This is a genomic window from Acetobacter fallax, assembly GCF_011516735.1.
In the GTDB taxonomy this organism is placed as follows: domain Bacteria; phylum Pseudomonadota; class Alphaproteobacteria; order Acetobacterales; family Acetobacteraceae; genus Acetobacter; species Acetobacter fallax.
In genome coordinates, this window is the sequence record NZ_WOSX01000022.1 from 15830 (window position 1) to 38168 (window position 22339).

The following is a 22339-nucleotide window of genomic DNA, read 5'->3' on the forward strand; positions in this document are numbered from 1 at the left end:
GGGCAGGGACCGCATGCCCCTGCACCCCGGTTTGCTGATCATAAAACGGTTTGCAAAGGCGAGCCTCTGCCGCCGGGTGGCAGGTCTGGCCAGAGGGCAATCTGTTCCCGGTTGCTCCCCCGATGCCAGAAGATTTTATTCGACCGCTCTCCGCGAGGAAATCTTCAGATCTGGCTGGTGTGCATAGCGTAACTTAAGAAGGCGGCAGGCACGAACTCTGTTTCATCAGTATATGACATAATCAGGAACTTCCTGCCCCTGTCGCGCAGGTATTGCGTGGATATGACGTTCGTTAAGGTAAGGATGTGCTCTGCCGACACTCTAACCTGTGGTCAGCGTTGCGCTTCCGGTTTCTGTTCCACCGGCTTTGCGGCCCAGATAGCGGAAAGAGCGGAACCGGAGATGTTGTGCCAGATGGAGAAGATGGCGCCGGGAAGAGCGGCAAGGGGGGAGAAATAGATCCGGCCCAGGGTCGCTGCGAGGCCGGAATTCTGCATGCCGACTTCAAGAGCGAGGGTGCGGCAGACGCTTTCATCGAAGCCCATGAGGCGACCGCCCCAGTAACCGCCAAGAAGGCCGGTGGCGTTGTGGAGGATGACGCCGAGCAGAACGACGGGGCCTGCGCTGCTGATAGCGGGGCCGACGCCGGCGACGATACAGCCAATGATCGTCAGGATGGAAATCATGGCGACAGGCGGGAGTGCAGGTTCGATCTTCTGAATCGTCCGGTGGAAGAAAGTGTTGACGAGGACGCCACCGAAGACCGGGAGGGCAACCATAGTGATGATACTGCGGAAGAGGCCCTGGCTGTCCACGGCGACACCGGCTGAGACGTAAAGATGTGTCAGAACGGGTGTGGCGATGATTCCGACGAGAGTGGAAAGGGTGCTGATACTGATGGAGAGGGCAACGTCACCCCGGGAGAGGTAGATCATCACGTTGGAAGCAGTGCCGCTGGAAACACATCCGACGAGAATCATGCCCGTGGCGAGAGCAGGCGGCATGGCGAGCGCGCGAGCGATGGCCCAGGCGGCGAAAGGCATGACGAGATAGTGCAGGACGACCCCGGCGAGAACAGGGAGCGGACGACGCATGATACGGGCGAAGTCGCCGGGAGTGAGCGTGACGCCCATGGTGAACATGATGAAGGCAAGCAGCAGGGTCACGGCCGGCGTCAGGGCGAGGAACGGTGCCGGGAAGACGATGGCACAGGCTGAGATCAGAATGGCCCAGACGGGGAGAAGGCGTGTCAGCATCGCCGGGTTTCGCAGGCTTCGTGCTGTTCGGGCCGGGGCATGCTGGTCTCCGTGGGCATCTTTTTGGTGGGGGGAGTCTTTCAAGCGGTTTGAAGGCGGTCTGACAAGACGGGCAGGGCGCGGTTTACGGGGTGAGCGGGCTGGGCAATAAGGGCGCGGTCGCTTTCCCCCCCTTCCGCTTTCAGTGCTCTTCCTTCAGACTTTTGAGGCCCCATGATCCGTCTCGACAATATCAGCAAGCACAATGGCCATCGTGTGATCTTTATCGAGGCGTCGGCGGCGCTTCAGAAGGGCGAAAAGATCGGTCTTGTGGGGCCAAACGGCGCGGGAAAAACGACGCTCTTCCGGCTGATTACGGGGCAGGAAGAGCCAGATGAGGGGCAGGTTCTGACGGATCGTGGCATGACAGTCGGGTTCTTCAACCAGGATGTCGGGGAAATGGCGGGCCGGAGTGCGGCCGCTGAGGTGATGAACGGGGCCGGACCGGTGGCTGAGATCGGAACGGAGCTGGCTCAGCTTGAAGCCGCGATGGCCGATCCGGAGCGGTTTGACGAGCTGGACGTCATTCTTGAGCGGTTTGGCGAAGTTCAGGCGCGGTTTGAAGAACTGGGAGGGTATGCACTGGAGGGACGTGCGCGGGAGGTTTTGCACGGGCTTGGGTTCAGTCAGGAGATGATGGACGGCGATGTCGCGCTCCTGTCCGGCGGATGGAAGATGCGCGTAGCGCTGGGACGTATCCTGCTGATGAAACCGGATGTGATGTTGCTTGATGAACCAAGCAACCATCTTGATCTTGAGAGTCTGATCTGGCTGGAGCAGTTTCTGGCAGGGTTTGACGGTGCACTGCTGATGACCTCGCATGACCGGGCTTTCATGAATCGGGTCATCAACAAGGTGATTGAGATTGATGGCGGTGTGCTGACGAGTTTTTCGGGTGACTATGAATTTTATGAGCAGCAGCGGGCACTGAACGAGAAGCAGCAGCAGGCGCAGTTTGACCGGCAGCAGGCGATGCTGGCGAAAGAGGTTGCCTTTATTGAGCGGTTCAAGGCGCGTGCATCGCATGCGGCTCAGGTTCAGAGCCGGGTAAAGAAGCTGGACAAAATTGATCGGGTGGAGCCGCCGAAGCGTCGTCAGACCCTGTCGTTTACGTTTCCGCAGGCACCACGATCGGGTGATGCAGTTGTCAATCTGCGTGGCGTGGACAAACGCTATGGAAACCGGGTGATTTATGAGGGTCTGGATCTGCTGATCCGACGGCAGGAGCGGTGTTGTGTTCTCGGAGTGAACGGCGCAGGAAAATCGACGCTGCTGAAGCTGGTGACGGGGACGACGGAGCCCGATGCGGGAACTGTGACGCTCGGGGGGAGCGTTAAAATGGGGTATTTTGCCCAGCATGCAATGGATTTGCTTGATGGAGACCGGACGGTATTTGAGACGCTGAATGATGCGTTTCCGCTCGCGGGTCAGGGATCGTTGCGGGCGCTGGCAGGTGGTTTCGGGTTTTCGGGCGACGATGTGGAGAAGAGTTGCCGGGTGTTGTCGGGTGGCGAGAAGGCGCGACTTGTCATGGCGCTGATGCTGTATGATCCGCCGAATTTTCTGGTGCTTGATGAGCCGACCAACCATCTCGACATTGCGACGAAGGAAATGCTGATTGCAGCGCTCGCGGATTATGAGGGGACGATGCTGTTTGTCTCGCATGACCGGCATTTTCTGGCGGCGTTGTCGAACCGGGTGCTGGAGCTGACGCCGGAGGGGATTCACCGGTATGATGGCGGGTATACGGAATATGTGGCGCGGACCGGACGCGAGGCGCCAGGGCTGCATGAGTGAGCGACACTGGTGTTAATTCTGCGCTGGAAGGCCGTTCGCATACCATTTGCCGGTGGTTGTGCAGTAAGACAGAGCACCGGTGCCGGCACCGGGTGCTTCGCCGGAATTGCGGGCGTCGGCCACGAAGATAAACTGGCCAGCGGTGCAGGCCTTTGGCAACTGTGCCATTTTCAGGGACGCGGCCAGCGTAATCGGGTGCGCTGTCGGCGTGTTTCCTAAAACCGCTTTCAGGTGCGCAGGGGTATAGATGATACCGGTCCAGGTATTGTTTGAGAAAGAGGTTTTCACCAGAATATCTGGCGGAACGGCATCATTATAACCGGTGCCACTTTCGGTTATCCGAATGGACTGAATGCCGTAAAGCGGTTCAATAACAGGTAAGGTTGAAGGAGTGCCGGTCCCGCCGGACAGATATGACAGCGTCAGCTGTGTTCTTTTCATGCCGGCGGGGGTCGTCGCTGTCGGGATGGTTGAACATGATCCTGACTGGCTCACGATAAATTCCGTTCCGTCGTATATGACCTGTGGTTGTGTCATGCAGCGCCCGCCTGGCAGCGAAAAGACCATGCCTGCTGTAACACCATCCGGTGCGTTACTGTGATGTGTCGCATTGATGGCAACCGCACCCTGAACCGCACGCAGCCTGTAGGTCGCCACGCTGGCGGTGGCCTGCCTGCCCCCTTGCGGGGGCGTTCCGATTGCAAGCGAGACCGGGGCATTGAAGCGGCCACCATCCTCGATGATGATTGATTTCAGACCGGATGTGCGGTTGTCGATGACCGGCGTGTTGAGAGATTTTGCGCCAATGGTGCCGTCATTGTTTACTTCGGCTGTTCTGGCTGCGGCGGCGACAACACCTGTTGCGGCGGCAGTGCCGGATGCCGTATCGGGTGCTGTCTGCATGGCAATGAACTGACTCCCAAACACACGGCCTTTGCTGTCTGTTCCGCTATCCTGCATCGGCTGCTGGTTTGAAAACAGGCCGTTCGTGTGGGAGAGGCACCAGTCAAGAATGCTACTCTCGCACTGAGCCATTGTGTGCCAGCTTCCGGCGGGATCGAGTGCATAGGCATTTGCCACGGATGTTGTTCCTGGCGCGATATTGTCGATATGAAGTCCGATACCATTCCCGTTTAATGAATTGCCTGCGAAAGCGCCCCACCAGCCTGAATTGTTGACGATCTCGGCTTCGAGGCCTGCCCAGGACAGATGCTGGCCGGGATCAAGCACGTCCGTTCCGTGATATTCCCACATCGCACCGCGACGGACGTAGCGATTCATGGACTGTTTGACTTCGGTACCGACCATGCCGCAACCCCAGCCGCTGCCATCGTTCACGCAGTCACTGTTGTTCTGAGCGACAAGAAGGGCCTGTCCCTGAATGTCCGGAACATTTCTCTGATACAGCACCTGAGAGATATTTACTGTCGTGGGCGCCTGGTTGTAGCCGCTTCCCAGAAACGAAACCTGTGAATACCGGGTAAACGATCCGTCGGCTGCGTCTATTGGTGCTGATCCGTCAATAAAACGCACGCCGGGAGCAAGCTCAAAAGATGTGTCATTTCGTGTATAAACAACTTTCGACAGGTAATAGACGCCGCCCGGGACATAAATTTTTGCGCCGGCACCGCCGTTGGCGGGATCGTTCCACCAGGCGGCATTCGCGAAGGCCAGGTAATCATCCTGCGTGTAAAACCCGATCTCGCGCCCGGAACGGGGCGCGGCAGTCCAGTTCGCAGAAAAATAAACCGGTTCAGTCGGGAATGTGAAATGGATTGCTGTGCCGGCCGGAATCTCCCGTGAGACGGCATGGCTGATATAGATGGTATTTCCCTTGCCTGCGACGACGGTGGTGCCCTGCGCTATGCCGGTTCCGGACACGGAGGCGCCGACGGGAATCACCAGGAGTTCATCGAATTTCAGAGCGGTTGACATGCCTTGCGAATTTGTCAGCAAAGACTGGCTGGTATCTGGCAATGTTGCGGAGGCCATCACGGCGTTCACAGTCTCGGAGGTCGGAACGCCGATCCCGCTCACGACTGCGCTGGCGGGCAATCCGTCGGCCAGAACATGCATGCCGACCTGGACTGTACCATTGGCAAAGAGAGTTGCTGCATTGGGCGCAGGGGTGGCCAGGATCACCGTGCTGTAAGCATTGCCAACGATGCCGGCCGGCGCATAGTCCCGTATGGTGGGTCGATCTGCGTTACGCAGCGAGGGCGAGACACCGTATATGGGACCCGGCAGAGCAGATTTCACCAGAGGCAGACTATCTGGCGCCTGCGCGCTGACAACCGACGGAGCAAGGGCTGAAAAAATGATGAAACACGCCGGAAAACCGTAAATTTTCACTCTTTACTCTCTGTGTTGGGTGTTCTGAGCCTCAAAGTCATTATGTCAGAGGCTGTGCAGACTGAACTGTGGAGGGGAGCGTCCGGGCCCGGCACGGAACCCGGCAGGGACCACGGGCCCCTGCGCCCTGGTTTGTTTATAATAAAACGGTTTGCAAAGGCGAGCCGTTGCCGGGTTCCGGGGCAGAGACCTGTTCACATCGGCAAATGGTGCCGTTTTTCAGGCATCCTCTTGACCTGGGGGAGGAGTAAGGCATCCTTACGAATCATGAATGAAATTCCTGCGACCACTGTGAATATGGGCAATACTGTTGCTGTGGCACTGGCAGATGTCCGGGCCCGGATTGAGGCGGCCGCTATTGCTGCCAGACGGGAAGTGGCCTCGGTGCAGCTTGTCGCGGTTTCCAAGTTTCATCCCGCAGAAAGTGTCGAGGCGGCGCTTGTGGCTGGCCAGCTTGTGTTCGGAGAGAACCGGGTTCAGGAGGCGGCGGGAAAGTTTCCGGAGCTTCGGACACGGTACCCTGATTTGCGGCTGCATCTGATTGGCGGGTTGCAGACGAACAAGGCACGTGAAGCGGTTCGTCTGGCCGATGTGATTGAGAGTCTGGATCGTTCTGCCCTTTCGGACGCGCTCGCAAAGGCCGGGGATCAGGAGGGGCGGCTGCCGGAGTTGCTGATTGAGGTCAACACGGGGGACGAGCCACAGAAATTCGGAGTGCCGCGTGAGAAAGCTGACGAGTTTATCCGGGAAAGCCGCGCACGGTTCGGGGAGCGGGTGCGGGGACTGATGTGCATTCCGCCGGCGGGCGAGGATCCGGTACCGCATTTCCGGTTTTTGCGCTCTCTGGCGGATGAGCATGGGTTGCCGGCGCGGTCGATGGGGATGTCGGCAGATTTTCCGGTCGCCATTGCTGAGGGTGCAACGCTGGTGCGCGTAGGGACAGCGATTTTCGGGGCGCGTCCGCCTGGGTGAGTCCAGGGGTGCTTATCGGCTATGGTCAGCAACCCCGAACGGACATGTGATTATGTTGTCGAGGGTCACAGCCGGTGGGGATGCGTGGCAGTTCTGTCGGCGATGCCGGGGTTGCCGTCGTGGGACCGTCGCCGTAAGTCGAGCGTGGCGCAATTTACCGCGAGCGTGGGCCGGATGCGCCATCTGGCCGCGCGAGGGAGTCTGAACTGAACCATGACTGGAACCGCGACACCGCCTGGAGACCACAATGCCTCGCCCGCTTCGGGCGCAGCAGGTGGTCAGGGCAGCAGCGCTACGGGTGCCGGGGTGCACGATGTCGGGAATGCGGGACCCGCTTCACCGCCGCCTCATGGTGCGGCGAAGCGGGTCCCGCATATTACTGAGTTCGATGCGGATGCACCTCAGCATGCGGCAGCGCCGGTCGGGTTTGCCGCGCTGCTGAGTGTTCTGGGTGTCGTCTATGGTGATATCGGCACGAGCCCGCTCTATGCGCTGCGTTCCACTATTGAGGTGGTGACGGGGCATCACACAATTCAGGATTCAGAGGTGATGGGCATTTGCAGCCTGATCTTCTGGACGCTGATCGTCGTGGTGACAGTCAAATACGTCATGCTGGTCATGCGGGCCGACCATAACGGCGAGGGCGGCATTCTGGCTCTGACGTCGCTGGCGCAGCGCGTGGTGGCGAACCCGAAAGCGCGCCTCGCGCTGGGGCTGACCGGCATTGCCGGAGCCTGTCTCTTCTTTGGCGATGGTGTGATTACGCCGGCGATTTCGGTGCTTTCGGCGATTGAGGGTGTTGAGGTCAGTCTGCCCGGAGCACGTGATTTCGTGATCCCCATGGCGATTGCGGTGATTATCGGGCTGTTCAGTGTTCAGTGGCTGGGCACGGGCAAGGTGGGAACGATTTTCGGCCCGGTCATGCTGTTGTGGTTCGGGTCACTTGGCTTGATGGGGTTGCTGGAGATCCTGCATCATCCAGGGGTTCTGTTCGCGCTGCTGCCCACTTATGCGCTGATGTTCATCATTCATCACGGCATGCTGTCCTTTATGGCCCTGGGTTCCGTGGTGCTGTGTGTGACGGGTGCTGAGGCGCTTTATGCAGATATGGGCCATTTTGGCGCGCAACCGATCCGTTATGCGTGGAATTTCTTTGTGCTGCCGATGCTGGTGCTGAACTATTTCGGCCAGGGTGCGCTGATTATGTCGGACCCTTCGGCGCTGGCCAATCCGTTCTTCATGCTGGCACCGCATTCGATGCAGGTTCCGCTGGTGATTCTGGCGACGTTTGCGACGGTGATTGCCAGTCAGGCAGGGATTTCGGGCGGTTTTCAGGTTTGTCGTCAGCTGATTCAGCTTGGCTATCTGCCGCGGATGCGGATTGTTCACACGAACGCGGAGGAAGAGGGGCAGATTTATCTGCCTGACTTCAATCGTTTCCTGGCGGTGGGTGCTATTCTGCTGGTGATTGCGTTCCGCAGTTCGGATGCCCTTGCAGCGGCTTACGGCATTGCGGTGACGGGGACGTTCATCTGCACAACCTGTCTGTGTTTTGTGGTGTTTCGACGGCATTTCCACTGGTCGCAGCAAGCTGTTCTGGCAACGTTCATTCCGTTTCTGATCATTGACACGACGTTTTTTTCCGCCAATGCGCTGAAGATTCCGGATGGCGGCTGGGTGCCGCTGATGCTGGGCTGTGTTCTGACGCTGATGATGACGACCTGGAAGCGCGGCAGGAGCCTGATCATTGCGCGGCAAGGGCAGGACAGTCTGCCGATGGGGTCGTTCATTGCCCGTCTGCCGCAATCCCGGACTATTCGCGTGCCGGGTATGGCGGTGTTTCTGACGGCGACGCCTGAGTTTGTGCCGCCGTGTCTGCTGCATAATCTGAAGCACAACAAAGTTCTGCATGATCATGTTCTGTTCGTGACGATTGAGAACCTGGATCAGCCGGAGGCGGATCGCGGTCATCGTGTAGCTGTGGAGGAACTGGCGCACGACATGTATCGCGTGATCCTGCGTTATGGCTTCATGGAGACGCCGAATATTCCGCGCGCGCTGATGGAACTGAAGGCGAATGGTGTGGACTTTGATCCGCTGCAGGCGTCCTACTTCATCTCGCGCGAGCTGGTAACGCGGTCTTCAATTCCGAAGATGGCACGGTGGCGGTTGTCGCTGTTTCTGTTTATGGCCCGGAACGCTACGCCGGCGACGGAGTTCTTCCGGATTCCGATGGATCGTGTGGTGGAACTTGGCGTCAAGGTGGCGATCTGAAAATCGCTTCCGTGGTATTTCAGAGTTCTGCGCCGGAAGACACCAGGGCTGGCAGCCTCGGGAAACCGTTTTAGTTAAATAATTTCAGGGTGCAGGGAGCTGTGGTCCCTGCCGGGTTCGGGCAGAGCCCGATCATGGCGCTGCCCCCGTCCGTTCTCTGACAGGTTCATGTGATGACAGCGATTTCGCCTTCGGTAGCGCAGGCTGATGAGCCGCTGGCGCTGTATATTCACTGGCCGTTTTGTCTCTCCAAATGTCCGTATTGTGACTTCAACAGCCATGTCCGGGAGCGGATTCCGGCGGAGAGGTTTATTGCGGCTCTGCGGAAGGAACTGGCGCATGAGGCGGGCCTGACCGGACGGCGTCGGCTGGGGTCGATCTTCTTTGGAGGCGGGACACCATCGCTGATGCCGCCGGATGGCGTGGCGGCGCTGATCGAAGATGCCCTCACGCTGTTTGAGGCGGATCCGGAGATTGAGATTACGCTGGAGGCCAACCCGACAAGTGTGGAGGCGGCGAGGTTGCGGGGGTTCCGCGAGGCGGGAGTGAACCGGGTTTCACTGGGGATTCAGTCGCTGCGGGATGAGGCGCTGGCGCTGCTGGGCCGGGAGCATTCTGCGGTTCAGGCGGTGGCGGCTCTGGAAATGGCGCGAGAGCTGTTTCCCAGGGTGACGTTCGATCTGATTTATGCGCGACCGGGACAGTCACTGGCGGACTGGCGGGCTGAGCTGGATCAGGCGCTGACCCTGGTGGCGGACCATGTGTCGATTTATCAGCTGACAATTGAGCCGGGGACACGATTTGAGGGGCTGCACCGGCAGGGAAAACTTGTGTTGCCTGATGAGGATCTGGCGGCGGCGCTTTATATGGAAACGGGTGAGATTGCGGCACGACATGGGCTTGGCGCATATGAAGTGTCGAACTATGCGGCGCCGGGGGCGGAGAGCCGGCATAATCTGACGTACTGGCATTACGGCGATTATATCGGGATTGGGCCCGGAGCGCATGGACGGGTCACACGGAAGGGCGAATTGCTGGCCACGCGACGGCATCGGGCGCCGGAACCCTGGGCGGAACGGGTGGAGCGGACAGGCTCCGGGATGACCGAACCGGAGCCACTTGAAGCGCGGGAGCGGGCGCGGGAAATGTTGCTGATGGGACTGCGGCTGGCGACAGGCGTGGACGGAGCGCGGTTTCTGACACGAACAGGGATGGCGCTGGAGCAGGCAGTGGATACTGATGTGCTGGGAATGTGTCTGGAAGAAGGGTATCTGAAACAGACAGAGAGCGGGTTGCTGGCGACGGCGGAAGGCCGGTTGCGGCTGGAGGCTATTTTGCCACGGCTTGTCCTGTAAAGACGGAACGCGGGTTCTGCCGTTCTTCAGGCAGACATAGGAAGCGCGAATGCAGGCTGACACAGGCAAGGCCTGCCTTTTGCGAAGATGAACCCGCGTCAGACCCTTGCTTTTGCCCGCGCGACCGGCAGGGTTGCCAAAACAGACCGGGCCGAAGCGATCATGCCGGCCTGGTTCGGTGCGCGCCATGCGCCCGAAACCCCACCGGCCGCCAGCGAAAACAGCCTGACCTTACGGGTAATCCGCCCTGGACCCGCCAAAGGTCGCAGACCTTTGGAAACAGGCTTATTTATCAACAGATTGGGGTGAAGGGGTCCGCGACCCCTTCCGGGTGCGGGCAGAGCCCGGGTTGTCTGTATGCGGGCTGGCATCAGACCACGCTGATACTTTTCCAGATCATATAAGCCGCCACGATGAAGATGACGCCAGCGAAAATGGTTGTCAGGGCACCGCGTGAGCTTGCCATTCTGCAGGCGGCACGCATGCCGGCATAGCTGCCGAGGATGCCGCCAGCGATAAACAGGGCGGCGAGGCTCCAGTCGATATAGCCGGACAGCATATAACTGAAGGCGGTGCTGATGCCGAAAGCCGCGACGGCGACGAGCGACGTTCCGACGGCGTTGAGAATGGGCATGCCTGTTGCGGCGATAAGGGCCGGCACAATGAGAAAGCCGCCACCGATGCCAAAGAAACCCGAGAGCGCGCCTGTGCCGACACCGGCGCCGGCGACCTTCAGCACATTGTCACGGTTGCAGCTGGCGCCTTCACAGCCCTGGCTGCGTCGACATCGCAGCATCAGGAAACCGACAACGATCATCAGCAGAGCAAAAAAGAAAAGAAGCTTGTGTCCATCGACGGCTTTACCGAAACGCGCACCGATGAGGGCGCCAGCGACACCGGCGGAGGCGAAGATGGCGGCACAGCGCCATTTGACGTTGCCGGACCTTGCATGTTGCGCGAGGCCCGCGAGGGCATTGACGGCAACGCTGAGGGCGCTGGTGCCGATGGCAACATGCGGGTCCGGGACGCCGACGACGTACACCATCAGGGGAACGGCCATGATTGAGCCACCACCACCGATCAGGCCCAGGGTAAACCCGACAATGACCCCGGAGAAAAGTTCCAGCGCGATATGGGCGATGTCGGGACTCACGCAGCCGCAGTCCGGGACGAAAGAAAGCGGGCACGGGCAGAACAACCCGTGCCATCAGAGGCTTCCTGGCACACGGACTTTCTCAGGACGCTATCTTTTCCGGCTTCACCATGAATTCGTGCCCTTTGAGCATTTCCCAGTAGAGCCGGGGCATGACGTCTTTCTTGAGGAACCAGGCGAGGCGTGTTGGTTTCGTGCCATCGAGAATCCATCCTGGCAGGGTGGGCATCAGTTTGCCACCGTAACCGAATTCCGCCAGGACGATCTTCCCACGTTCCACAGTGAGCGGGCAGCCGCCATAACCATCATAGGCATAGACGGGTGCTTTGCCATCGAGCGTAGCCAGGGCATTGAGGGCGACGACGGGGGCCTGCTTGCGGGCAGCAGCGGCGGTCTTGGCATTGCCTGTGCCGGCGACATCACCGAGGGCGTAAATATTTTTGTAAGTGATGTGCTGCAGGGTTGCGGGATTGACGGCGACGAAACCAGACGGGTCGGCGATGCCGCTGTCGCGCACGAAAGCCGGGGCGATCTGTGGGGGGACGACGTGCAGCATGTCAAACCCGCGTTCGATCTGCATCGGGCCATTGTCGCCTTTGCGCTCGAAGGTGGCGACCTTGCGGGTGCCGTCAACGGAAACGAGGCGGGAGCTGAGCTCAAGATCGACGCCATAATCACGGATGTAGTTCATCAGCGCCGGGACGAAGGCGGGAACGCCAAACAGGGCAGGTGTGCAGGTATCGAATTCGACAGTGATGGAATCCAGCACACCCCGGCGGCGCCATTCGTCACATGAAAGATAGAGTGCCTTCTGCGGCGCGCCGGCGCATTTGATCGGCATGGGTGGCTGGGTGAAGAGCGCGGTGCCGCGCGAGAGGGTCTGCACGAGCTGCCAGGTGTAGGGCGCAAGATCGTAGCGGTAATTGGATGTGACGCCATTGCGGCCGAGCGTTTCTTCCAGGCCGGAGATGCCCCCCCAGTTGAGAACGATGCCGGCAGCGACGATGAGCACGGAGTAAGACAGGGGGGCGCCATCGGCGACAATGACCCGGCCCTCCCCGGGAAGGATCTGCTCCACCCTGCTGCGGATCCATTCAGCCCCTTTGGGAATCAGGGAGGCTTCGGAGCGGCGGGTCTGTTTCGCAGTGAAAACGCCTCCTCCGACAAGGGTCCAGCCCGGCTGATAGAAATGATCGGCGGAGGGTTCAACGATGGCGACCGACAGGTTCGGGCGACGGCGCAGAAGACCGGCGGCAGCGGACAGTCCTCCTGCCCCGCCACCGATGACGACGACATCGAAACGGCGCCCCGGAGCGGAGCCAGGTGCGGCACCCGGGGCTTTGTCGGTGACGGGCGCGGCATTTCGTTTCAGAGCGCCGGAGATCGGGGACAGGTCGATGCCGATTTTCTGACCAGCGGTAATGATGTCATTTTCGGGCAGAGTTCCGGCTTCAGCAAAAGCCCAGAGCATGGCAGCGCGATTACCGGAACGGCAATACCCCAGAACAGGCCCGTCAACGCCCCTGATGACAACTTTCATCCGCTCGATATCAGTCTCGGAAGGCAGCATTCCGGACTGAAAGGGAATGGATTCAAACGTCATCCCGGCGGCAATGGTGGCTTTTCCGATTTCAGCGGCTGCAGGCTGACCTTTCTGCTCACCGTCCGGGCGGATGCAGACGATGGCGCGAAAGCCTTGACGGGCGGCTTCGGCGACATCGTCCATGCTGAGCTGCGGAGCGACAGAGTAGCGGTCAGTAAGGGAGCGGAAAGCCATGATGGGGACCTGTTGCTGTGGGATCTGCGGAGGCGCCGGGACAGACGGATCGGGAGCTCAGAGGGTGTTGACGGGCACCTTGATGTAGCTGACGCCGTTTTCCTCGGCTTCCGGCATGTGGCCGGCGCGCATGTTCACCTGCACGGAGGGCATGATGAGAGTAGGCAGTGAGAGCGTTTTGTCGCGGGCACTGCGCATGGCGACGAAATCGTCCTCGGCGATGCCGTTATGCACATGGACGTTTCCTTCCCGCTCAGCCCCGACAGTGGTTTCCCAGGCGAAGGTGTCGCGACCAGGAGCCTTATAGTCATGGCACAGATAAAGGCGGGTTAAGGCGGGTAGCGACAGGAGGCGGCGGATCGAGTGAAACAGGGCGCGGGCATCGCCGCCAGGGAAGTCGGCGCGAGCGGTACCATAATCCGGCATGAACAGGGTATCGCCGATGAAGGCGGCGTCACCGATCACGAAGGCCATGTCGGCGGGTGTATGACCGGGAACGTGGAGCGCGATGGCGGGAATGGTGCCTACGCTGAAGGTATCCCCATCATGAAACAGGTGATCGAACTGCGAGCCGTCCCGGGCGAATTCGGTGCCGGCATTGAAAATTTTCCCAAAAACATCCTGCACGCGGGTGATGCCGGCCCCGATCGCAAGCTTACCGCCGAGCTGCTGCTGAAGCCAGGGGGCAGCTGAGAGGTGATCGGCGTGGGCATGGGTTTCGAGCTGCCACTCCACTTCGAGACCAGTCTTGCGAATGTAGTCCACAACCATCTGTGCCGAGCCGTGTTTTGTCCGGCCCGAGGAGGCTTCGTAGTTCAGCACGCTGTCGATAATGGCGGCTTTTTTTGTCTCCGGATCGTGGACGACGTGAGTGGCGGTGAAGGTGTCTTCGTCGAAAAAGGTACGGATAACGGGGCACAGGGCCGGACTGGCCAGAGCTGTTTCGACCTGTTCCGTGGCTGCGGCCAGAACGGCATCAGGCGTGGAAACGGGCGTCCGGGGAGTGCCGGGGGACGGGGGCAGATCGGACATGGGCTGCGTCCTTAATTTCATAATTTATTTAACTATGTATGTTATGTCTGAATTAAATTATTAAGTGTCATAAAGTCAAGTGAATCCGGTCTTCGCTGACGGGATGCTGACAGACGCTCCATGTAACGTGTGTCTGTATAACGCCGGGACAAACAGCAGGATCACCTGCCTGTTTTGTTTCGAAAGTTTACTGACACTATAAGCCATGTTTCCAGAGACCACGTGGTATTCCCTGCAAAAATTGATGCAGGTCAAAGAGTGGTCTCCGGGCGGATGATACCAGAAATGCAGGGCGTTTTTCGTCAGTTTTGATATGACGGCAGATCGCCTGATGTCCGCGCGATATCGTTCTGGCCCGGAGAGCGGTGATGAAGTGCGCTTTGACCCGGGCAAAGGGAGAAGAACATTATGGTCAGTCAGGGAAATGGTGGTCGTCCGCAGGTGGTGCGCGTGCCGGCAGGCATGGTGCGCGTGGCCGATCCGTTTACGGCTCTGGAACGGCAGATGGTTCGCCTGTTTGATGATTTCAAAGATCCGTCCACGTCTGGCGGAACGCAGAAGGCAGCCGGTCGGATTGGCGCGACGGATGTGACCGAAGATGCGAAGGGTTATACGGTCAGCATTGAGGTTCCGGGCTGTTCTGAAAGCGATGTGAAGCTTTCCGCGACAAACGGATTGCTGACGGTCAGCGGTGAAAAGAAGCGTCCGGACGTGGCGGAGGGAACGAAGCAGCATCTGGCGGGTCGCTGGTTTGCTTCTTTTGAGGATTCCTTTGCGATTCCTGAAGACGCCGATGCCGACAAGATCGCTGCCAGTATGAAAAACGGTGTTCTGACGGTAACGCTGCCGCGCAAGGCGGAAGTAAAACCTGCGGAGCGGACGATTGCGATTCATGCAGGCTGATGTCTGATCTCAACCAGTGTTGAGGATGACACATGGAAAGAGAGTGTCGGGGTCTCCGCCCCGCACTCCGCCAAAAATCGCAGACCTTTGGAAAGGCTCTGTTGTCGTTAAGTGTTGATCTGTGATTTTTCAAAGGGTTAGAAAAAGATCGGGCTCTGCCCGAACCCGGAAAGGGTCGCGGACCCCTTCACCCCAATCTGTTGATAAATAAGCATATTTCCAAAGGTCTGTGACCTTTGGTCAGTTCCAGGGCAAAGCCCTGGGAAGGGGCCAGTATTTAATGACAACAGAGCCTCTGGAAACCTGCTTATTGATCAGCGGGTCGGGGTAAAGAAGCCGTTATGCACGGCGTCGCGTGGCGCCCGTGCAGAGCCCGACGGCCGCCGTCGTTGACAGCCAGTCCATCAAGGCACCAGCAGCGGAAAAACGCTTTGATGCAGGCAGGTCATCGGCCGTAAACGACACATTCCCGTCGAGACAGATGGCCGATTGCTCATGGTCAGTCTGACCACTGCCGAAGTGCTGGCGCTCAGGCGATCGTCGCGGCCATTCGCAAACGACGGCCCTGGCTCAGGCCTCTGTTCGCTGACGGTGCCGACGATCGCACCCGCCTTATGGATACCGCGACCTGTCAGGATTTCGTCCTCAGGATCATCCGCCGCTCCGACAAGGAGCCGGCTTCAGGGTGTTGCCCCGGCGCCAGGTCGTCGAGCGCACTTTCGGGTGGATAACGCGCTGGAAGCGGCTCGTTTGGGGTGACAAGCAGAGGATCGACGTCCCGGAGACGATGATTCATGTCGCTCCCGGTAACCTCATGCTCCGTAGAATTGTCCATCCATGACCATTCTCAAACAGACTCTGCGCAGACTGACTCCCGGTCGGAGCTGGCGCCTGACCGGGAGTTTTTCTGTTACGGTATGTGCCGCGCATGACGAAAGCGCACGTGATCCAGGGTGATGTCGTCGCAGGTAATGACGCCGAGCATGGCCATATCTCTGTCCACTTCGGCTTTCACGAGAGTGATGGCGTGGGCCACACCGGCTCTTCCGGCAACGACGGCTGCGTAGTTGAACGGACGACCTATAAACACAAAATCCGCGCCGAGAGCGAGAGCTTTCAGGATATGACTCCCTCGTCGAAAACCACTGTCAATCATGACAGGCAGGGTTGTGGAAGCGACAATTTCAGGGAGAATGCGCAGTGGAGCGATGGCACCATCAAGCTGACGGCCCCCGTGGTTGGAGACGATGATGGCATCAACGCCGGTATTCTGCGCGATAGTGGCATCTTCAGGATGAAGAATTCCTTTGATAATCAGAGGATTTTTCCAGCGCTGGCGGATATGTCTGATGTGGTCCCAGTTGAAATGGTCACGGGCCGTGAAGTCACGGAGGACGTTCGATGAAAGGATCGGGGCACCACGCTCAGCAAATGAATTTTCAAAATGGGGCATGCCGTATTTCGCCAGTGTCCGGGCGAACGTATCGACGAGCCAGCGCGGATGGGTAAGTCCTTGCAGCGCAAGACCAATGCCGGGGCGCAGCGGGGTTGAAAAGCCGTTCCGGGTGTTGTTCTCGCGATTTCCGGCGACGGGGATATCGATGGTGACGACAAGCGTTTCAAACCCGGCTGCCGTCACGCGGTCCAGCAAAGCGTCGATGCGGCTGGTGTTTCCGGGAAGATAGGCCTGAAACCATGTGTCGGGCGCAGCGGAGATGACATCTTCCATGCGGATGAGAGAGGTGCCGCTGAGGATCATCGGGATTTCGGCAGCTGCGGCGGCCTGCGCCTGCACGATATCGCCGCGATAGGCGCTGAGAGCGGACAGGCCCATCGGGGCGATACCGAAAGGGGCGGCATATTCCCGGCCGAACAGAGTGGTGCGCTGAGAGCGTTTTGATACGTCCATCAGCACGCGCGGAACAAGATCGAGATCCGCAAAGGCGGCGGTATTGGCATTGAACGAGTCGTTGTCTTCGGCGGCGCCGGCGACGTAGCCATAGACAGGACGTGGCAGAAGCCGCCGCGCCACCCGTTCAAAATCCTTCAGGGCCAGGAAGGATTCCAGCCGGCGGGACGGTCTCATGAACGATGCTCCGTGAAAAACACGGGCAGCATGGCGCGGCAGGGCGTCACGCCGGAAGTGACATTGCCGCGATGGGTTGCGCTGGCAGACTCAGGCGTGATCCAGCGGTGCCGGTCCGGCATCGATCTTCGCGACATACAGCCATACCGGGTAGATCACGGATTGCGTGCCGCCCTGGAAGCCATGTGTCCTGTTCTGCTGCGTTGCCGGAATCCAGAGGCGGTGATCGTGATCGATCCACATCGCATCGGACCAGATCAGCCTTGGATCAGCAATAAAAACCGAGACATGCCGGTCCGGGGTAATGCGCAGAATACGGCGGTGATTGACATCCGACATGTAGAGCACGCCGTTTGCGTCGATTGCGGTACCGCCAGTGGTTCCGGTGTCGAGCCAGGGGATCAGGCCCAGGGAGAGCGTGATGGCGCTGGTGGCTTCGTTGTCGAGCAGGGCGGTTTCGATGCGGGCTAGCGAGCCTGAACAGGGCTGGACATAGAGATAGCGCCCGTCCGGAGTGACTTCGAGCTGATCGGCATGAACGCGGAGTGGTTTGCCGGCATCGTTCCGCAACAGCCGCCCATCAGCAAGCATGGGCTTGTGATCGGTGAGCAGCCTGTGGCCGTCAAGAACACGGCGGACGAGACCGGACACAATGTTGACGACGAGGAGGCCGGGAGCGCCGGCATCGGTGGCATAAAGGATCGGCCCGTTGAAGCGGATGTCATCGATATAGCTGTCGGGACGGAGCCCGGCTGCGAGATCAAAGGTGCGGATCAGGGCGCCGCTCTTCGGGTCGAATACGAACAGGCGAGCGGCACCGGAAACGGCGGGAAGCCCGATCCCGGGGGCGCCTGCGTCGATCACCCACAGATTGCCATCTGGTCCGATGCGGATGGCATTGACGAGAAAGAAGCCGTCCGCAGGTGTCCATGAAGGGCCGCGCAGAGCATTCCAGCGGGTATCGGGGAAAGGCTGGAGGACATTTCCAGGCAGCAGGCGGGCGACCTGAAGACCTGGCCTGTCACAGGAGGGGAAACTGACGAAGACCTGTCCGTCCGGCGTTGTCGTCACGCAGTTCCAGATACGGTCTGCCTGGGCGACGGGAACCAGTTCAGGGTCCGGCACATCCGGAGAACCTGGCGGAGAAGGAATGGTCGGGTCGATGACGAGGGACCGGGGCCGGACGCCGGCTCTGGCCGGGAGAACGCCGAGTGCGGTCGCGCCGGCCATCGCTGTGAGAATCTGACGTCGGTACATACACGGCTCCCTGATGTCGCGTGTTACGCTACAGGAACAGTGTTATGCCGCAAAAGTTCAGGAGCGCCAGATGCGGCCTGCCATGCGGCGATTGCGGGAGAGGCATGACCGGTTCCGGGCCTGTTGTCCCGAACCGGTCTGCCGCCCGGATCAGGCAATCCGGATCAGCTTTTTGTTGAGAAATTCCTCGATACCGAGAGACGAGAGCTCGCGACCGTATCCTGAATTCTTCACGCCGCCGAAGGGAAGTTCGGGGGCTGCGGCAGTGGCGGTGTTGACGAACATCATGCCGGTTTCGATTTTTTCAGCAACGCGGTAGCCCCGTGCCTCATCTTTCGTAAAGACAGCTCCGCCCAGGCCGTAGGGTGAATCGTTGGCCAGGTCGATCGCTTCCTGCTCGCTGCCGACACGATGAACAACCGCCACTGGTCCGAAGATCTCCTGATAGTAAACAGGATTATCCTTAGTGACATTGGTCAGGATCGCAGCTTTCATGAAGAAGCCATCACGCCTGATGCGTTCACCTCCGGTGATGAGCCGGGCACCGCCTTTGACGGCCTGATCGATCTGCGACAGCGTTGTGCTGAGCTGTTTTTCGCTGCTCATCGGGCCGTGGGTGCTTTCCGGATCCATCGGGTCACCGGGGCGGAAGGATTCGACCTTTTCCTTCAGACGGCTGATGAATGTATCAGCAAGAGATTCATGCACGATCATGCGTTTGGCGGCGGTGCAGACCTGACCATTATTGGCCATGCGTCCCCACGCGGCCCAGTGGACGGCAAGATCGAGGTCGGCGTCTTCAAGAACGATGAAAGGATCGCTCCCGCCGAGTTCCATCGTGTCTTTCTTCAGAGCAGCGCCGGCCTGGGCGGCGACCGCTTTTCCGGCGCGTTCGCTGCCGGTGAGAGCGACACCTCGGATTTTGTCCTGCGCGATGAGGTCCGCGGACTGGTCATTACTCAGGAAAACGTTGGTGTAGATGCCTTCCGGCGCTCCGGCTTCGCTGAACAGCGCAGCGAAAGCCTCACCACATTGCGGGACATTCGGGGCATGTTTGGCGATAACAACGTTACCGGCCACAAGATTGGGCGCGGCAACGCGGGCAAGCTGGTAGTAAGGGAAATTCCAGGGCTCAACACAATAGATCACGCCGATGGACTGGCTGATGACGGTTGCCGAGCCTGAGTCGATGTTGATTTTCTGCGGAGCGAGGAATTTCCCGGCGCCGTTTGCATAGAATTCAAGAATACCAGCAGTCACATCAATTTCTGCACGGGCTTCAGAAAAGGGTTTACCCATCTCGGTGGTGATCAGGCGGGCATGTTTGTCGCGGTCGCGGCGCAGAAGCGCTGCGGCTTTGCTGACGATGGCACAGCGGTCAGCCAGACTGCGATGCCGCCAGTCCGATCGGTATGTCTCGTCGGCCGTATCAAGAAAACGGGCCATTTCGGCATCCGAATTCATGGCAAAAGTTTTTTCGACTTTGCCTGTCGTCGGGTTGAGAGTTTGATAAGCAGTCATAATTTCTCTTTCCTGTCGTGCAGGCCACGGGGACCGCTCTTGTGGATTGAGGGGAATGAAGATCAGGAGACTATTGTCTGCGCTTCTGCCCGAACCTGGCCGCGACCGGAGCCCGATACCCCGATCTGTCGATCAGAAGCCGGTTTCCAAAGGTCTGAGACCTTCGGTGGTCATCACGGGCAAAGCCCTGAGAAAGTGTCAGCAGTGTCTCCGGGGCGTGATCCGACTGGCGTTGGTGAGAGCGAGACAGACAAGCCCGGCATCCTCCAGGACAATAAATAATGGTGATCCCGGTTCCGGTCGGGTTACTTTCCGGCAGACCGGGACCAGTGCGAGGCTCGTGTGTCGTGGCGAACAGGAGAAGGAAACGCGCACTCCCGTTCAGAACCCATGACAGCCCCGACCGCCTTCCCGAAAAGAACGCAGGCAGTCCGGGCCGGGTTCCATCAGTTCCATCATATGTGCCAGTTCGGAAATTTCCTGCTTCCGGGAGAGAGCCGGGACCGTCCCTTTCTTTCACTGAACTTTCCAGCGCTGCGCGGATACGAGCATTTCCGGAATAAGCTCTGTTTCGGGCAGGTTTTTCCAGAATTTACGGGGCATCTGTGACCGCATGGTTTTCAGCTTGATGCGGGCCGGATTGAAGATCGACCGGTAATATGTGTACCAGAGTTGTTCGGTCTCATCTTCAATGGTTTCGCGGGCGCAGGGTTCGCGGGTGATGATGCAGTCTGTGCCATTCCGGGCGATGGAGCCTTTCGGTGTCAGGATCAGCCAGTTCATATCCGTAAAGCGCCCGGCAAAGAATGGCGCGACGATTTCAAGGATGTGATGATCCGGCTCAAACCATGATACGAAATGCCGCTCATTTCTGTCGGGGATCTTTTTCTCTCTGAACCGGACATAGGATTTCATGTCATGGACGTCGCGCCTGATCTGATGCGCCATATGATTTGCGGCAGCGATGTCAGGGTCCGTGGCGGCACGGATCAGCCCGGCTTGATGCATCGTTCTCCACAACACTCTGTAAGCCAGAGCAAAGCGGTCGGGCGATGTGTGGCAGAGAATACGTTGCAGCAACCTGACACAGCCGCGCTGAACGGTTTTGTGGCTGGTCGGTGTGGCTTCGGGAAGCGGATCGCTTTCAGCGAACAGATCATCCTGGGCGGACCTGATGCGCCATTCGACACACTCGGGCGGGCTGTTGCTCTGCAACAGAGCTCTCGCGTGATCACGCCACATCCCAAACGAGGCGTCAGCCGGGAGCGTGATGGCATGGGGCAACATCATAACAGGGAGAGCTGCGCGGGCGCGGGTTTGAATAGTGTGCGCAGATCGGTTCGATCAGCGAGACGGGTCGGGCGCCAGTCCGGGGTGGTGATGAAAGGACGGATTTTGCGAATACTGATTTTGAGTCGTTCAAGGTCCTCAAGGCGGATCGTGCGATGTTTGCGGGCGGCCAGAAGAGCGATGACGCTGCGTGGACCGATGCCAGGGATACGAAAGAGTGTTTCGCGATCGGCACGATTGATGTCGACAGGGAAAATATCGCGATGATCCAGGGCCCATGAGAGCTTCGGGTCCATCTCCAGATCCAGCATTCCGTCGGGACGGTTTTCTGTCAGCTCCTGAAAATTAAAGCCGTAGAAACGAAAGAGCCAGTCGGCCTGATAGAGGCGATGTTCGCGCAGCAGAGGCGGGCGGATGAGCGGGAGTTTCACCGAAGCGTCGGGGATCGGGCTGAAAGCGGAGTAATAGACGCGACGAAGCTGGTAGCCGGTATAAAGGCTTGCGCTGCTGGAGAGAATGTCCTGATCGGTGGCAGCGTCCGCCCCGACGATCATCTGCGTGCTTTGTCCGCCGGGTGCGAAACGTGGTGGTCTGCGGCCCGAGGGCGCTTTTTCACGTGCGGCGTCCATGCGGTATCGAATGTGGCCCATGGCGCTGCGGATGCCGGCGGCGTTCTTTTCCGGTGCATAGCTGGCGAGACCCTGTTCGGTGGGCATTTCGACATTGATTGAGAGCCTGTCGGCGTAAAGTCCTGCTTCCGCAAGCAGTTCCGGCGAGGCGTCCGGAATGGTTTTGAGGTGAATATAGCCGCGAAAATTATGATCGAGGCGCAGGGTACGGGCGACGCGGACGAGTTCTTCCATCGTGTAATCCGACGAGCGGATGATGCCGGAAGAGAGGAACAGGCCTTCGATGTAGTTGCGGCGATAGAACTCCAGAGTCAGCCAGACAATATCCTCGGCGGAGAACCGGGCACGTTCGACGCCGGAGAAGATCCGGTTGATGCAGTAGGCGCAGTCGTAGATACAGAAATTGGTCATCAGGATCTTGAGCAGCGAGACGCAGCGCCCGTCCGGTGTGAAGGCGTGACAGATGCCGCTGCTCTCGGTGGAACCCAGCCCCTTACCGCCGCTCTTTGACGTGCGCTTTTCCGTGCCGCTGGACGCGCAGGAAGCGTCGTATTTCGCCGCGTCGGACAGGATGGCCAAGCGTTGAGAAAAAGTGCGCTTCATGGTTGTTCATGTTATGTTCTTATTTCGAGCCGGTCAATGATTC

16 protein-coding genes and 1 pseudogene are annotated in these 22339 nt (G+C 59.1%); 6 read left to right on the plus strand and 11 right to left on the minus strand.

Annotation, left to right across the window (positions count from 1 at the left end):
• Positions 1–332: 332 nt before the first annotated feature.
• Positions 333–1256 carry a ketopantoate/pantoate/pantothenate transporter PanS gene (panS, locus tag GOB85_RS11500; RefSeq protein WP_173577651.1) on the minus strand — a complete coding sequence of 308 codons (924 nt, stop codon included), beginning with the start codon at positions 1254–1256 and terminating at the stop codon, positions 333–335.
• Between the two features lie 213 nt (positions 1257–1469).
• Here panS and GOB85_RS11505 point away from each other — a divergent pair, with 213 nt between their 5' ends.
• Positions 1470–3092, plus strand: a complete 1623-nt coding sequence (locus tag GOB85_RS11505) for an ABC-F family ATP-binding cassette domain-containing protein (RefSeq protein ID WP_173577650.1) — start codon at positions 1470–1472, stop codon at positions 3090–3092.
• 12 nt (positions 3093–3104) lie between these two features.
• On the opposite strand, the gene GOB85_RS11510 is transcribed toward GOB85_RS11505, so the two are convergent.
• Positions 3105–5444, minus strand: coding sequence for a hypothetical protein (locus tag GOB85_RS11510; RefSeq protein ID WP_173577649.1), 2340 nt, complete (start codon positions 5442–5444; stop codon positions 3105–3107).
• A 297-nt stretch (positions 5445–5741) separates the two neighbouring features.
• On the opposite strand from GOB85_RS11510, the gene GOB85_RS11515 reads away from it, so the two are divergent.
• From GOB85_RS11515 to hemW, 3 genes are all read left to right on the plus strand, one after another.
• Positions 5742–6416 (plus strand): YggS family pyridoxal phosphate-dependent enzyme, encoded by a 675-nt coding sequence (locus GOB85_RS11515; RefSeq protein WP_242011468.1) that lies wholly within the window; start codon positions 5742–5744, stop codon positions 6414–6416.
• Positions 6417–6629: 213 nt separating this feature from the next.
• Positions 6630–8690: a potassium transporter Kup gene (locus GOB85_RS11520; protein ID WP_173577647.1), complete on the plus strand. Its 2061-nt coding sequence runs from the start codon at positions 6630–6632 to the stop codon at positions 8688–8690.
• A 173-nt stretch (positions 8691–8863) separates the two neighbouring features.
• The gene (gene hemW, locus GOB85_RS11525) at positions 8864–10045 is read left to right on the plus strand and encodes a radical SAM family heme chaperone HemW (protein ID WP_173577646.1); all 1182 of its coding nucleotides are present in this window, start codon (positions 8864–8866) and stop codon (positions 10043–10045) included.
• 98 nt (positions 10046–10143) lie between these two features.
• Here hemW and GOB85_RS11530 read toward each other — a convergent pair whose 3' ends face one another.
• The 4 genes from GOB85_RS11530 to GOB85_RS11545 all read right to left on the minus strand — a co-directional run bounded on the left by GOB85_RS11530 (position 10144) and on the right by GOB85_RS11545 (position 14007).
• Entirely contained in the window at positions 10144–10305 is a 162-nt protein-coding gene (locus GOB85_RS11530) for a hypothetical protein (protein ID WP_173577645.1), read from the minus strand.
• 110 nt (positions 10306–10415) lie between these two features.
• Positions 10416–11198: a TSUP family transporter gene (locus GOB85_RS11535; RefSeq protein WP_173577644.1), complete on the minus strand. Its 783-nt coding sequence runs from the start codon at positions 11196–11198 to the stop codon at positions 10416–10418.
• Positions 11199–11280: 82 nt separating this feature from the next.
• The gene (locus GOB85_RS11540) at positions 11281–12975 is read right to left on the minus strand and encodes a bifunctional protein tyrosine phosphatase family protein/NAD(P)/FAD-dependent oxidoreductase (RefSeq protein WP_173577643.1); all 1695 of its coding nucleotides are present in this window, start codon (positions 12973–12975) and stop codon (positions 11281–11283) included.
• Positions 12976–13032: 57 nt separating this feature from the next.
• Positions 13033–14007, minus strand: a complete 975-nt coding sequence (locus GOB85_RS11545; protein ID WP_173577642.1) for an MBL fold metallo-hydrolase — start codon at positions 14005–14007, stop codon at positions 13033–13035.
• A gap of 408 nt (positions 14008–14415) precedes the next feature.
• Here GOB85_RS11545 and GOB85_RS11550 point away from each other — a divergent pair, with 408 nt between their 5' ends.
• Both GOB85_RS11550 and GOB85_RS19300 read left to right on the plus strand, forming a co-directional pair.
• Entirely contained in the window at positions 14416–14910 is a 495-nt protein-coding gene (locus GOB85_RS11550; RefSeq protein ID WP_173577641.1) for an Hsp20/alpha crystallin family protein, read from the plus strand.
• Between the two features lie 346 nt (positions 14911–15256).
• A pseudogene (locus tag GOB85_RS19300) lies at positions 15257–15751 on the plus strand (transposase); the annotation flags it as partial.
• A 69-nt stretch (positions 15752–15820) separates the two neighbouring features.
• On the opposite strand, the gene GOB85_RS11560 reads toward GOB85_RS19300, so the two are convergent.
• From GOB85_RS11560 to GOB85_RS11580, 5 genes are all read right to left on the minus strand, one after another.
• The gene (locus GOB85_RS11560; protein ID WP_173577639.1) at positions 15821–16996 is read right to left on the minus strand and encodes an alpha-hydroxy acid oxidase; all 1176 of its coding nucleotides are present in this window, start codon (positions 16994–16996) and stop codon (positions 15821–15823) included.
• Positions 16997–17086: 90 nt separating this feature from the next.
• Complete coding sequence (locus tag GOB85_RS11565) at positions 17087–18253, minus strand: L-dopachrome tautomerase-related protein (protein ID WP_198912209.1); 1167 nt, start codon at positions 18251–18253, stop codon at positions 17087–17089.
• Between the two features lie 150 nt (positions 18254–18403).
• Entirely contained in the window at positions 18404–19774 is a 1371-nt protein-coding gene (locus GOB85_RS11570; protein ID WP_173577638.1) for an NAD-dependent succinate-semialdehyde dehydrogenase, read from the minus strand.
• 516 nt (positions 19775–20290) lie between these two features.
• Positions 20291–21064 carry a TIGR03915 family putative DNA repair protein gene (locus GOB85_RS11575; protein WP_242011464.1) on the minus strand — a complete coding sequence of 258 codons (774 nt, stop codon included), beginning with the start codon at positions 21062–21064 and terminating at the stop codon, positions 20291–20293.
• On the minus strand, positions 21061–22296 hold the full coding sequence (locus GOB85_RS11580; protein ID WP_173577637.1) for a putative DNA modification/repair radical SAM protein: 1236 nt from the start codon (positions 22294–22296) through the stop codon (positions 21061–21063). The genes GOB85_RS11575 and GOB85_RS11580 overlap by 4 nt, the downstream gene beginning before the upstream one ends.
• Positions 22297–22339: the final 43 nt, after the last annotated feature.

Excerpts from the sequence above, each read along its gene's own strand:
- GOB85_RS11520 (WP_173577647.1), top strand. The coding sequence starts at position 6,630 with ATGACTGGAACCGCGACACCGCCTGGAGACCACAATGCCTCGCCCGCT.
- GOB85_RS11565 (WP_198912209.1), bottom strand. The coding sequence starts at position 18,253 with ATGTACCGACGTCAGATTCTCACAGCGATGGCCGGCGCGACCGCACTC.
- GOB85_RS11570 (WP_173577638.1), bottom strand. The coding sequence starts at position 19,774 with ATGACTGCTTATCAAACTCTCAACCCGACGACAGGCAAAGTCGAAAAA.
- GOB85_RS11515 (WP_242011468.1), top strand. The coding sequence starts at position 5,742 with ATGGGCAATACTGTTGCTGTGGCACTGGCAGATGTCCGGGCCCGGATT.
- panS (WP_173577651.1), bottom strand. The coding sequence starts at position 1,256 with ATGCTGACACGCCTTCTCCCCGTCTGGGCCATTCTGATCTCAGCCTGT.
- hemW (WP_173577646.1), top strand. The coding sequence starts at position 8,864 with ATGACAGCGATTTCGCCTTCGGTAGCGCAGGCTGATGAGCCGCTGGCG.
- GOB85_RS11575 (WP_242011464.1), bottom strand. The coding sequence starts at position 21,064 with ATGATGTTGCCCCATGCCATCACGCTCCCGGCTGACGCCTCGTTTGGG.
- GOB85_RS11550 (WP_173577641.1), top strand. The coding sequence starts at position 14,416 with ATGGTCAGTCAGGGAAATGGTGGTCGTCCGCAGGTGGTGCGCGTGCCG.
- GOB85_RS11580 (WP_173577637.1), bottom strand. The coding sequence starts at position 22,296 with ATGAAGCGCACTTTTTCTCAACGCTTGGCCATCCTGTCCGACGCGGCG.
- GOB85_RS11540 (WP_173577643.1), bottom strand. The coding sequence starts at position 12,975 with ATGGCTTTCCGCTCCCTTACTGACCGCTACTCTGTCGCTCCGCAGCTC.
- GOB85_RS11545 (WP_173577642.1), bottom strand. The coding sequence starts at position 14,007 with ATGTCCGATCTGCCCCCGTCCCCCGGCACTCCCCGGACGCCCGTTTCC.
- GOB85_RS11505 (WP_173577650.1), top strand. The coding sequence starts at position 1,470 with ATGATCCGTCTCGACAATATCAGCAAGCACAATGGCCATCGTGTGATC.
- GOB85_RS11560 (WP_173577639.1), bottom strand. The coding sequence starts at position 16,996 with ATGAGACCGTCCCGCCGGCTGGAATCCTTCCTGGCCCTGAAGGATTTT.